The organism is Chamaesiphon sp. OTE_75_metabat_556 (genome assembly GCF_031378165.1).
GTDB lineage: Bacteria > Cyanobacteriota > Cyanobacteriia > Cyanobacteriales > Chamaesiphonaceae > Chamaesiphon.
Genome location: NZ_JANNDR010000439.1, coordinates 1 through 13,106 on the forward strand (window position 1 = coordinate 1; position 13,106 = coordinate 13,106).

Sequence of the window (13,106 nt, forward strand, 5' to 3'; positions counted from 1 at the left end):
CTTCACGAGTCGGGGAGTAGATCTGGACGACGCCAGCGGTGGTGGCGTGGGCTTCTTCCAACGGACGGGTGATTTCATCGATCGCGAGTTCGGGCGAGATGCCTGGGGCGTCGAGGCGGACGCCGATCCGAGGATAGGTAATCGAGGGGAGGAGATCGACTGGGAGTTGAGTGATAAAAAATACCCCGACGATGATGACAGTGAGGGTCAGCATCAGGGTGCCGATATACTGGCGGATCGAGAGGGTGCTGAGGCTGAAGCCAGCGGCGTGGGGAGTTTGCACGATCGGTTGGGAGTTGGGAGTTGGGACTGAGATTTATTGGGGGGAGAGGATGCTGGTACGAACTGGGTCGCCATCTTTGAGGGGTTTGCTGGCGCGGGCGACAAAGCGTTCGCCAGGATTGAGACCGGAGAGAATTTGGACTTGGCCGTCGATTTGTTGGCCGAGCATGACAGTGCGGGCAGTCGCTGTTGACTGTTCGCCTTGGCGGGTGATCACAAATAATTTGCCTTGGGTGCGACGCGCTGGCACTGTAGGGTTGCGTTGGTTGGGATGGGAATTGGGTGTCGATGGGGGCGTGCGTTCCTCTTGAAGCGCGGAGAGCGGAATCGCAACGCGATCGACTGTAGTTTGGGCAAAGGTGGCACGAGCGAGTAGGCCGCTGCCGATTTTGCCAGTGGGATTGGGAATGGTCATTTCGATCGGGATCAACCGCGAGGTCGGGTTTGCCGCTGGCGAGATCCGCGTCACCTTAGCGGTAAATTGCTCCTGGGGAAAAGCATCCAGCTTGACTGTTGCTGTCCCACCCAACCGCACCGCCGCTAAATCGAGTTCGGAAACTTGGACGGTGACTTTGGCTTGACTAAAATCTCCCAACCGGAGGAGTTCGTTACCAACCTGGATCAGATTGCCGCGTTCGGTCGATCGAGTCAGTACGACACCAGAGATCGGCGATGTCACCACTGCATACGATCTCCGCCGTTGTTGTTGGGCGAGTACGGCCTGTTGCGCGACGATCCGACCGTTGGCTACGACGATCGCTTGTTGTTCGGAACGCACCTTTTGCTGAGCCGATCGCCATACCTGGGTAGCTGTGCTGGCTTGGGTTCTGGATTGCTGTGCTTGCTGCTGGGACACGGCACCTGCTGCGGCCAGTCGCTCGTAGCGAGCCGCATCAAACTCGGCTTGTTGCAGTTGCAGCCGCGATTGTTCTACCTGGGTGCGGGCATCGCTAACTTGGGTTTGCAGCTTGCTAATTTCTGTTCGCCGCGAGGCTAATTCGGCCTCAGCTTCTGCCGACTGAGCGCTCAAGATTGTATCGTCAATTTGCGCCAAAACTCGACCCTTGTTGACGCGATCGCCCACATCGACATTCACTGCGCGCAATTGACCTTCCGCTTGCGCACGAATCGCCACCTCCTGTGCGGGTTGAGTCGTTCCGGTATATGCCCGTACTGCTGTAAGTGGGGCGATCGTCGCCACTGCCACATCCACTGCTGTCGCCTGCGCTTGTCCTTGTCCTTGGCCAGGCGATCGAGTTCGTGCCTCCGCCTCATCCTTGGGCGCGCTACAACTAGCTAGATAGAGTGCCATCAATCCAATCGCTCCCGATCTCCATCGCCATCCTCGGTCAATTCTGGTCATCTGCTGTCTGACAATACTCATTTATCCAGAAACGCAACCGATCTTGCGCAGCTAAGGTTTGGGCGATCGACTCAAGCAACAAGCAATCATTATGAAAATATAGTCATTGTGCATCGTGTTATATATCTATCGATCGAAATATTTTTCGACCTAATTGGCACTTGCAACTGGCTCTATGACTATTTGAATGGAGCGTTAGTTTCGATCGTTCGATTTGAGGCATCGAGCATAAAACAACTCATGATCGCCAAGTTCAATCGAAAGACAGAGCCAATATTCAGCCACTTATGTCAAGCTGTAAGTGGAGAACAGCCCGCACTCAAAGTCATGAAATCTTCTCGCCAACGTTTCGATCCAGATTTACAGAGACAGTTAATCACGGCCGTATCGATCGTCGTGAGTATTCTGGTGAACACGATCTCCAATATCTGGCCGCCCAATGGTATCAATATCGGCCAACTTGCTAATACCTTATTTGCTGACGTGCGCGTGACTCCAGCTAATTATGCGTTTGGGATTTGGGGACTAATTTATCTAGGACTGATCGCGCTGGGTATTTATCAATTTCAATCGACAGAACGCTACAATCCTCGATTGCAAAAGTGCGGCTATCTATTGTCGATCGCCTGTGCGTGTCAATGTGCGTGGATTTATCTGTTTTTGGCGGGTTTGTTTCCATTATCTGTCATGGCGATGTTAGGGATCTTGCTATCTTTAATTGGCATGTATCAACGTTTGGGGATCGGACGGGAACGCGTTTCGCAACAGGAACGATGGATGGTACGCATCCCGATTAGTGTTTATCTGAGCTGGATTTCCGTAGCGACGATCGTCAATATCGCGAGCGCACTCTACAGCATTAATGGCAATAATTGGTTGCTCAGTCCGAACCTATGGACGGTGATCATGATGGCTGCTAGTGCCGCGATCGCCGCTAGTGCCCTCGTCCACCGTCAAGATCTGGCTTATCTGCTCGTCACTGTCTGGACGCTCGTCGCGATCGCCATCCGGCAAATTAATGAGCCACTAATTGTCGTCGGTGGTGTGGTGACGGCGATCTCACTGGTGCTCCTGAGTCTCAATTCACGCGCCAAATCCTCGATCGCCGCTCGCTAGCTCCGATCGCCAACGATTGCCTACAAGTTGTGCTAGCGTAGAATCGATGATTAATAACTAAACCTCATGCACGATCGCACCCGATTGGAGCCAATTATCCCCAGTTCGCCGCCGCAAAAACGAGCTGGGGTCAGCTTAATTGGTAGCTATGTGTTGGCGATCGGGCTGGCATTATTATTTATCGCGCCGATCGCGTTTATGTTCGTCGCCAGTCTCAAACCCGACGAATTAGTCCTATCTCAAGCTGGATCTTGGCAAGGCTTTATCCCCGTACCAGCTTCGCTCCAAAATTATCAAGATGTTTTCGATCGAGTTAATTTTAGTCAGTTTTTTCTAAATTCGATCTTGATTACCAGTATGGTAGTTTTAGCCGGATTACTGATTAATTCACTAGCTGGTTATGCCTTGGCGCGATTGCGGTGGCGGGGACGTGCGACCATCCTATTAGTGGTATTAGCATTGATGATTATTCCGTTTGAAGCGATCGCCGTGCCGTTGTTTTTTCAGATTACGCTGTTAGGCTGGCGCAATACTTATCTCGCTCAAATTCTGCCATTTATTGCTAATTCTTTCTCGATTTATTTGTTTTACACGTTCTTTGTCGGCTTGCCCAAAGAACTCGAAGAAGCAGCCCGCATCGATGGGGCGAGTACGATCCGCACCTATTTTGAAATTATCGTGCCGATCTCCAAACCCGTCTTTGCCACCGTAGCAATTCTAACTTTTCTGACTCAGTGGGGATCGTTTCTGTGGCCGCTAATGGTGACGATCGATGAAAGTGTTCGCCCCTTGCCCGTCGCGATCGCCGCTTTCCAAACCCTCCCGCCGATCCAATGGGGCGATCTGATGAGTTTTGGGGTGATGATGGTTGCGCCGATGTTGCTGGTGTTCTTGCTGTTCCAAAAGTGGTTTGTGGCGGGGGTGGCGTCTACGGGGACGAAGGGGTAGGAGGACGATCCGGTGGCAACTGTCAGGTTAGTGGCTAGCACCAATCGATCTCGATTCCATCACGACTTGAAGCCCCGCGCGAACCGAACCCTTCCGGACGGATATTACTGCGCCAGCATTAATGAGAGCCGATTTAATATTTCGTTACAATGGACGTAATCGAGCAAATAATCTAGTTTTAGACATACAGATAGAGGTCGCTGTGATGAATGGTAATATTCGCGTTGGTTCCTTATTTGGCATTCCTTTTTACGTCAATCCCTCTTGGTTCCTCGTGTTGGGTTTAGTGACATGGAGTTATGGCCAAGGCTTAGCGGCACAGTTTCCCGATTTGCCCGGTGGTAGTCCGATCCTCTTAGGCTTAGTTACGGCTTTACTATTATTTAGTTCCGTCCTCGCCCACGAGCTAGGACACAGCTTCGTCGCGATCAAACAGGGGATTAAGGTTGATTCGATTACCCTGTTTATCTTTGGCGGTTTAGCTAGCTTAGAGAAAGAGTCTGACAGCCCTGCTGCGGCCTTTTGGGTGGCGATCGCTGGCCCTGCCGTGAGCTTATTATTAGCAGCGAGCTTAACTGCGATCGGTTTTGGCGCGCATCTGACTGGCCCCGTCGCCGCAATTACCGCAGTCTTAGCGGCAATTAACCTCTCGCTGGGTTTATTCAACCTGATCCCTGGTTTACCCCTCGATGGTGGGAATATCCTCAAAGCGATCGTTTGGAAAGTTACTGGCAATCAGTATCAAGGCGTCAAAATCGCTAGCATCGTCGGTCAAGCTTTTGGGTGGGTGGCGATCGCGTCTGGACTACTACCGCTAGTCTTGACTGGTAGCTTCGATAATATCTGGAACCTGCTGATCGGTTCATTCTTACTCCAAAATGCTGGTCGCTCTGCTCAGTTCGCACGGGTACAAGAACGGTTGACTGGATTGACCGTTGGCGATGCTGTCACCCCCAACAGTCCGATTATCCGCGACGATATCACGCTCCGCGAATTCGTAGACCAACGGACGCTCAGTGGTAGTAACTGGCAAAAATTCTTGGTCACGAATGTGTCTGGACACTTGGTTGGCGAACTCGCACTCGTGACACTTAATGATGTCCGATCCGATCGTTGGGCGCACACATTAGTTAGCGAAATTATGCAAGCAGTCGAGCCATCGACGATTATCATCAGCGATCGACCATTATTACAAGCGATCGAACAATTGGAATCCAAACAGGTAACGACGCTGAGTGTGACCGATAACGATGGTTTGTTGGTTGGGTTATTAGAAAAAGCCGCAGTAATTAATCTGCTCCACAATCGGCAACCGCAAGTTAATCCAGCATAATTGCTGGCATCCACAATAGATTGGGGTAGGGGTAATTCATGAATTACCCCTACCCCAATCTATTGTAAATCTAGTTCTACAGATCGGCAGATTCGGAAATTGAGACGATCCCAATACTCGGCAGCACGAAAGATCGCCAGGATGTCAATCAATCATCAGTTTGTTCGCTGACAGTGGTGACATCAAATAGTGGCGAAGCTGTACCTCTGGTGCGGACTTTTTGGATAAATTTACGACTGGGAGTACCGATCGTCACCGAGCGATCGGTGACTTGATAGTTGAGTGGTGAATCATCAAATTTGGCTCCCACAACTGCGACAGCTTGGGGTTGCAGTTTCAAGTATGTTTGCATGGGAATACCGAGGTTAAACCCAGTCTTCTCATCATCCACAATCACGTTAGCCGAGCTATCTTTATCCCCAGCTTCGGCATTTTGACTATTGCGATCGCCTTGGCCGTGGATGGCGATAACTCGCCCCGCCGCATCAAATACCGGCCCGCCGCTCATCCCCGCTCTGGTGATATTGGTATAGGCGATATCGTAGCCATTGTTGCGATTTTTGGGGTCGCGATCGCCTTCTTCGATCCGCGAAGAAATCATCCCCCCAGTAAATTGGAGGGCGATCCGTTTGATCGCTTGGCCAGGTTTGGGAAATCCGGCAACATAGACAGGGCTGCCTTCATCGGCATATTCAGAATTACCGATCGTCCCGATCGCAAATGTCGAGTTACTTTCAAATGAGATCGTCGCTAGATCGACATCCGGCATTTTTTGGAGATTGTTTTGCATGTCGAGATCGATCTTGATGCGTTTTTTTTCGCTGGCAGTATCGATCGGTACTGGCGTAACAATCTGATATTTACAGTCAGCACACTTGACCACATGCCCGGCAGTCAAGACAGTGTAGACATTGTTAGTACCACTTTCGGTCCGACCAATAATTACTCCCGAACCAAAACTACCATCGGAAGATTCGATTCTGACGACGGTTTTTTTGGCGATCGCACCGACTTCTCTAGCCAAAATCGCTCTGGCTTCCTGCCGAGCAGCAATGACTAACTGTGGTACTACTAGCCCGGTCGTAGCTACTAAAACAATGGGGATCAGATAACGATTGAAGTTATTAAATAACATAAATAAAATAATTGTCGTAAGTTTTAAAGCGATCGGGGATGACTATTTTTGCGGCTTGGTTGCCGGACAAGCAGTGCTCGTGCCGATCGGTTGTTGTTGCGCTCCGGCGGCGACTAAAGTAACCCTGCCCTTGCCATCATAGATCAACCCAATTGCGGGTGGTGCAAGCTTAATGGGAGTTGTAACATTTTTAGCAGATGAGGTCGAGTTTGTGGCTCGCTCGTCTTGCCAGATCTCATCACCGGTCAGCGGATCGTTAGCCACTGGCGGCAGTCCGCCCCGTCCGGTAACGGTTAATTTATTTTGGCGATTGCTCGCGCCACAGACTTGGGAAATCTGAGTGCTGGGGTCGGTAGGTACCGCTGGCAGTTCGGTAGTATTTTTGCCTGGATCGATGCCTGGTGTGTTGACATTGACAGTGCCAGTTCGCCCAGGAGCCTCAGAAGTCGCGGTAATGTCACTAATACCCGTTCTTAGTTGCTCGCTAAATTCAATCCCAAATACTCCCTGGGCTTTGATATTAACTTTGCCTCCAGCACCTTGAGTGGCATTAGCCGTAATATTGCTGTCTTCATTGAGGAGAGCAACGAGTAGGATGGTGTTGATATCGATATTCCCCCCATTCCCGTCAGCTTGAGGTGTGCTCAAAGCATTGGTCGAGATTCGGCTTTGGCGACGGAGCAGGAGTAAGTCATTACCAAAAATATTAATATTGCCGCCCGACCCACCCTGAGATTGCGCCTCAATCGTACTCGTATCTAGAGTCATTAGTGGTGAAGAAATCGTTATATTTCCTGCCGCACCATTAGCATTATTGGTGATGATACTACTACCATTCACCATTGAGATGCTATTTTGAGTGGCAATTTTCAAGTTAGCACTGGTATTCTTGGCTGCTAATGAAATATCCCCTCGATCGAGAGTTAGTTGCTTGCTACTAATGGTAATGTCACCAGCACTATTACCAGTAAGTGCTACGTCCCCCGCTGAAGTGATGCCGCCGCGATTTAACAGTGAGATCGTACCCCCAGCATCGATGGAGATATTACCCGCAGCACCCTGTCGGAAGCTACTACTAGAGATTTTGGACAAGGATTTGCTATTGGCTTGACCACTGGCCAGGATCGCATCCGCTTCTGCCGGAGTATTTTTACCATAAATTGTAATATTGCCAGTAGTTTTAATATCGATGTCCCCAGCATTTCCGGTTTTTGTTGAAATTCCGGTGGCAAAGCTCAAGATTTGACCTTCGTTGAAGAGTAGCAATTCTCCTGCCTTAATGTTGATGCCAGCACTATCACCCTGTCCGCTTGGTTCGACATTACTCGCGATCGTGTCCCGGTTGCCAATTGATATTTTACCTGGCGTTTCGATCGTAATTTTGCCACCCTTACCCGTCCCAAATACGCTGCTAAAGATAATCGATGGAGAGAAATCATTCTCTACTAGCTTGAATATAATGGGATCGAGTGAGCTATCTTCGTTAAGGGTAATATTTCCGGTTGTTGCGATCTTAATATCACCAGCAGTGCCCTTGGGATTGGCAGTTGTAGATTGGCCGTACGTTCCTAAAGAGCTACTAATTTGGCTGAAATTAGCAAGTATCAGCTCCCCCGCACTGATATTAATACCACCACTATCTCCATTCCCATTTTCCAGGATTTGACTCCGAATCCCAGCGCGATTGGTGACTGTTAATTTGCCAGGAGTAGTCACAGTCACTTTCCCAGCATTACCAGATCTGAAACTACTACTAGCAATAGATGAGAGGGGTTTATATGCGTCATTACGATCGCGAAAGGCACCAGGATTTTTGCTCCCAGAGATGGTGATGTCTCCAGTTGTAGTAATATCGATATCCCCAGCATCTCCCCGTTCATTGGTAGTACTGGAAGCAGCCTGAGTCAAAATCTCGCCGCCATTGAGTACTTGTAACGTGCCTGCCTCGATTTTAATTCCCGAACTATCCCCAATTCCGTTTGCTTCAACCGTACTAGCGATCGTGTTCCGATCGCTGACTACGGCATTACCCCCAGCCGCAATTGTTACTTTGCCAGAATTACCGACTCCGTAGGTACTAGCAGCAATTACCGATTCAGCGAATTGCGGTCGATCGATGATATCGGTAGGCGAGGGTTCGACTAGGCTAAAATTGCCTAGTGCCTTAATATCCACATCGCCACCACGTCCGCTGCCATAGAGATCGGCAGAGATCTCCGATTTATCCGTGACGGTGATGTTATTGCCAACGATCTTAATCCCCCCGCCAGGATTTTGACTGCCTTGGGCACCCGATCTCACGAGGTTAAACAGTGCCGCTCTTTGAATCAAAATATCGCTAGTGGCATTGAGACTAATATTCCCAATTGTCCCCGCTTTCGCGCCCGAATTTACCTCCAAGCCGCCATCTAATCCCCCTAATGCCTGATTGATCTGACCGTCACCAGCTACGCTCTTAAATCGCTCTCCAGATTTACTGACCTCGATCCGATTGGCACTGATATTGATGCTGCTGCCTGGAGATGTGGCAGTGGGAAAGAAGACCGGATCGACCGGATTTAGGGTTTGGTTCGCGCGGACGCTGACACTCGATCCATTGGTAATGGTGACATCGCTTCTGAGCGGAATAGTGCTGTTAAATACCAAACCATCACTATTGACGCTGACCGTCCCAGGAGTATTGAGTCCGCCGATATCTACTCGTCCCCCTGGCGCGACGATCTTACCCCCATTCACATTGACATTGCCACCAATTAGCCCGATGTATTGACTATTGTTGGTGGTTTGCAATGTCCCAAAATTATTAATCGCGCCGCTCCCCGTCCCGATATTGAGACTCGCGACATTAAACAACACATTCGGCGCGACCTTTAATAGAGCATCACCACTTTGATTCGTGCCAAACGTAAACGTGCGTCCGCCACCATCGACGAGATTAATCCCATTGGCAGTGCTGCCGACGAAGGCTCTACCGACATTCAATTGCGCGCCAGTACCAAAGGTGATGCCATTCGGATTGATCAAGAAAAAGTTAGCCCCATTGGTATTGACAATCCCATTGATATCAGAGAATGAATTGCCAGTGACGCGGGTAATAATATCCCGATTGCCAACTGGGTTTGTAAAGTTTACTTGTCCATTAGTAGGAACAGAAAAATCGGTAAAACTATGAAAAGTAGTTTGTCCTGTGGTGAGACCGCCAGTAATGTTGAAGTTATTGTTACTGCCGGTTACCTGAGTGCCTAGCGTGGTGTCGGTAACTGGTGCCCGATTGGATGGTGTATAGGTCTGAGCCTGAACGGAGAGACTACCAGTCAGGCAAAATAGAGTGAGAATAGCTAGGCAAGATTTAGTTTTTAGCATGATGTTTAAGGTAGATGAACCGATCGATTGGCGTGAGAATTACGCGATCGAGAAAAGATTGAATTCTACAAGGAACGGTGTTTTAAATCCTTCAGCTTGTAGGTAGGCTATTGTTAGGATAGTGATTTAGAACTCTCCCTAACAGCCCAACTATCAATTATCAATTATCAACTAATTTAACTATTGCCAATTACCAACGAGGACAAATGGTGCCCAATAGTAAGGCGATCGATATTTGGGATTACTCATCAGCGTTTGTTGAGCTTGTCGTAATGATTCGCTCTTACCGAGTTTTTTGGTAGCTAAATTTTGGTAGAGACTAATCATTAAATCCTGGGTAGCTTCATCGCTCACCGACCACAATGAGGCGATCGTACTTTTGGCACGCGCTCGAATGGCAACACCCGCTAAGCCCAAAGTGGCACGACGATCGCCGCTGGCTGTTTCACAAGCACTCAATACTAATAATTCGATCGTATTATCCGATCGACTGCCGCGATCTTTGAGCAGATTGCTCAACCGATCGAGATTGAGCCGACCGTCCCAAGTCAAAATAAATGTATCTTCAGGTTTAGAACTAAACTGCCCGTGAGTGGCTAAATGGACGATCGGGGCATTACTCGCTACTAAATTACTCGACACGGATTTACTATTAAATTCTGAGTTGAGTAGCTTGCGAGCGGGCAATAATTTGCTAATCGATTCAATTTCTGGAGTGACGCCAGGTAGAGCCGAAAAACCCTGCCGACTCTCCGAAATACCACCGAGTAATACTTGCAGTCGCATGCGGGCGGTCGGATCTTGGGGTGGTACTAATTGCAATCCTGGTGTTAAGGCCAGATTATAATTTTCAAATAAATATTTATCGCCGTCATACAAGACAGACATCGGCATATTTCTGAATTCACCATCAAGGATGAAGACTAAAGTTTTAGTTTTAGTAGTAGCCAGATCGCGAGCTAATGGGGCGATTAGTAAATCGTAAAGCTGCTTGGATTGTTGTTTAAAAACTCGCTCTTGTTGTGGACTGAAGTTGGGATCTTTCAGCTTACGTTGCAATTTAGTGATCGTTTTTTCTACTGTAGCTGCTGAGATATTCTGGCTGTAATAACGCAGCGGTTGGCCAGGAATCGCCGCGATCGTCGCTACTCGATCGGGTAAAATAATCGGATAGATCGTGGCTGCCGATCGATCGATTTGATCGAGCTGCACGGTATAAGTATCCAAACAACCCTGACGGAGAAAGTTCTCTAGTTCGGCGACTTGCAAAGATTCGATCGTCTCGCGAGCAGTTGCCAAATCGGCTGCGGGGATGTGCTGGCCATCTCTTAATAACAGATTGACATACTCGCGATAAATCGGCTCGACACTATCGCGAAAGGAAAATTGTAAGTCGGCATCGATCGCATTTAAGTCATTACGCAATAACTTGAGATGGTTGATGGCTTGACGATAAACTGACGTTGCCTGTGCCAAATCGCGATCGCTGGGATTGCCGATCGTCAATAGTTTACCAAGCTGCCAATCGAGGCGATAAGCTAGATCTGGAGCTGGCAAGCTTTCCGCAATAAATAAGGCTTGCTGGGTCAATTTTTTGGCTTCGGCATATTGCTTGCTTAAGGCATACAAGCTACCCAAGGAACCGATCGCTTGAGCCTCGCTGCGCGGATCTTCGATCGTGCGGGCTTGCTCGATCGCCGTCGTTAATAATCGCGCGATCGAGATTAATGTTTTACTATCGAGCCGACTATTGGCGCGATCAGTCTGAATTGTTTCGGCTAAATTAATATAGGCATAAACTGTCTGCCGACTGGGGGCGATCGCATCTAAAAGTTTGCGGGTATCTGTTAAGAATATCTGCGTATTTGGGGCGATCTTCTGTGCTGATGTCAAGCGATAGAGGTCGATTTGTGCCTGTACTCTGACTAACGGTGCGGCATTAGTGCCGATCTTTTGATACGTCTCGATCGCGGCTTGTTCGCTTTCGGTAGTGCCCATGATGGTGAAGGTATTACCCAAGCTGAGATTGATCCGATCGATCGCCGCGCGATCTGTTAATGCGGTGGCAATACTCAAAGCTTGTTGCAAGATTTCCTTCGAGCCGAGCGTCACTTCCCCCGTACTGGCGGTTCTTTGCTCTAGGATGCGCAGTGCGCGCAGCGAGTTGCCCAATCCCAGCAAGCCCTGCACTTTCAGGCTGGAGTTAGGGCGATTTTGGAGGCTGGTATTGACATCTTGGAGGGTCAATAAGGCTTGACGGTAGAAGCCCAAGGATTGAAGAGCTTGAGCTTGATTGATTTTAGTACCGATCGTCCCTTGGGGATCTTTGAGCTGGGCATAGAGTTGATGTGCTTCTTGCCAAGCCGCCAAGGCTTTATCCGGCTTGCCTGCGGCTAATAATGCCGCGCCGCGTTGATTTAATTGTTGGGCGGCGGCTAGGGGCGAATTAGCGATCGCGGTGGGCGTGGTTGTGGTTATGGCAGTACTGGGCGGTAGATTATTTGCCGTTGAGGGCAGGACTGTTAATAGACTTAATGAGAGGAGCGAGAGATAGATTTTGTTTCGATACATTGGGTTGGGGTTGGCGTGGGGAGCGGGAAGTTGGGAGTTGCTGTACCACCGTATGGGAGCGGGGGTGGGGAGAGAATGACTAGAACGATCGATTGTAGTTGAGCGAGAAATAGAAGCCGTTTTCTTGTCCGGTGCGTTTATTAATCCCGATCGAGGTGAAGGGAATCCCGTAGTCGAGCCTGGCGGTGAAATCAGTGCCGCTTTGATAGCGCAAACCTATACCAGTTGCGGCGATCGTGTTGGGCGTCGGATTGAGACTGGGATTATTTGGTTGGTTCCAGCCCAAACCAAAGTCAAGAAAGGGGACGACTTGCAAGATTTGCTTGCTATCTGGTGGCGTGAAAATCGGCAAGCGCACTTCCGCAGTCGCATTGATGCCGTTATCTGCGAGTAATAAATCCTGCCGATAGCCGCGTACGGTATCTTGACCCCCCAGGCCAATTTGCTCGATCGCTAGTAAGGGTCGATCGGCTAATTGGCTATCTAATTTCACCAGGAAGATACTATTAGGTGCCAGTGCGCGCACGTACTGAGCCTGTCCGCGCCAAGCTAAGAAATTACTATCGGGCGCGCTGGTATTCGTCGTAGCTCCAAAGGCACTCAGCCCCAGACTAAACTGGGATCTCAGGGCAAAAACTTGTTGGGGATCGCGCTGCGTATAGTCCTGGAAAAACCGCACGGCACTTACCCGCGTCGAGCCATTAGCATCGGCACCTGGGGAGGGATAGCCGAGTTCTTGGCCATCATTGATCGTGCGCAGATAGACGGTCTTTGTCTCGCGTTTGGCTAGCGTTACCCCCAGGGCAAATTCACGATCTGGTGTTTGGACGATTGGTTGGCGATAAGTCACCCCAAAATCTTGACCGTTACTATTAATATCCAGAATGTTGAAGGGATACTCGATGACTTTACTACTAGAATTGCTGTATTGCAGGCGGAGTGTGCCATTCCGTGGATTGAGTGGCAAGACGTAGTTGAAATCGAGAATGCTACTG

9 protein-coding genes are annotated in these 13,106 nt (G+C 49.4%); 3 read left to right on the forward strand and 6 right to left on the reverse strand.

Features of this window, described 5'->3' with window-relative positions:
• Positions 1-283, reverse strand: a 283-nt coding sequence (locus RMO27_RS17895) for an efflux RND transporter permease subunit (RefSeq protein ID WP_309735010.1), incomplete at its 3' end; no start/stop codon positions are given.
• 33 nt (positions 284-316) lie between these two features.
• A complete protein-coding gene (locus RMO27_RS17900) occupies positions 317-1,666 on the reverse strand; it encodes an efflux RND transporter periplasmic adaptor subunit (RefSeq protein ID WP_309735011.1) in 1,350 nt (449 codons plus the stop codon).
• Between the two features lie 306 nt (positions 1,667-1,972).
• On the opposite strand from RMO27_RS17900, the gene RMO27_RS17905 reads away from it, so the two are divergent.
• From RMO27_RS17905 to RMO27_RS17915, 3 genes are all read left to right on the forward strand, one after another.
• The gene (locus tag RMO27_RS17905) at positions 1,973-2,761 is read left to right on the forward strand and encodes a tryptophan-rich sensory protein (protein ID WP_309735012.1); all 789 of its coding nucleotides are present in this window, start codon (positions 1,973-1,975) and stop codon (positions 2,759-2,761) included.
• 66 nt (positions 2,762-2,827) lie between these two features.
• Positions 2,828-3,709, forward strand: coding sequence for a carbohydrate ABC transporter permease (locus RMO27_RS17910; protein WP_309735013.1), 882 nt, complete (start codon positions 2,828-2,830; stop codon positions 3,707-3,709).
• A 205-nt stretch (positions 3,710-3,914) separates the two neighbouring features.
• Complete coding sequence (locus RMO27_RS17915) at positions 3,915-5,042, forward strand: site-2 protease family protein (protein ID WP_309735014.1); 1,128 nt, start codon at positions 3,915-3,917, stop codon at positions 5,040-5,042.
• 148 nt (positions 5,043-5,190) lie between these two features.
• On the opposite strand, the gene RMO27_RS17920 is transcribed toward RMO27_RS17915, so the two are convergent.
• The 4 genes from RMO27_RS17920 to RMO27_RS17935 all read right to left on the reverse strand — a co-directional run.
• Positions 5,191-6,177 (reverse strand): serine protease, encoded by a 987-nt coding sequence (locus RMO27_RS17920; protein WP_309735015.1) that lies wholly within the window; start codon positions 6,175-6,177, stop codon positions 5,191-5,193.
• Positions 6,178-6,219: 42 nt separating this feature from the next.
• Positions 6,220-9,540: a filamentous hemagglutinin N-terminal domain-containing protein gene (locus RMO27_RS17925; RefSeq protein WP_309735016.1), complete on the reverse strand. Its 3,321-nt coding sequence runs from the start codon at positions 9,538-9,540 to the stop codon at positions 6,220-6,222.
• 180 nt (positions 9,541-9,720) lie between these two features.
• Positions 9,721-12,111, reverse strand: a complete 2,391-nt coding sequence (locus RMO27_RS17930; protein WP_309735017.1) for a CHAT domain-containing protein — start codon at positions 12,109-12,111, stop codon at positions 9,721-9,723.
• A 79-nt stretch (positions 12,112-12,190) separates the two neighbouring features.
• On the reverse strand, positions 12,191-13,106 hold a 916-nt coding region (locus RMO27_RS17935), incomplete at its 5' end, for a ShlB/FhaC/HecB family hemolysin secretion/activation protein (RefSeq protein WP_309735018.1).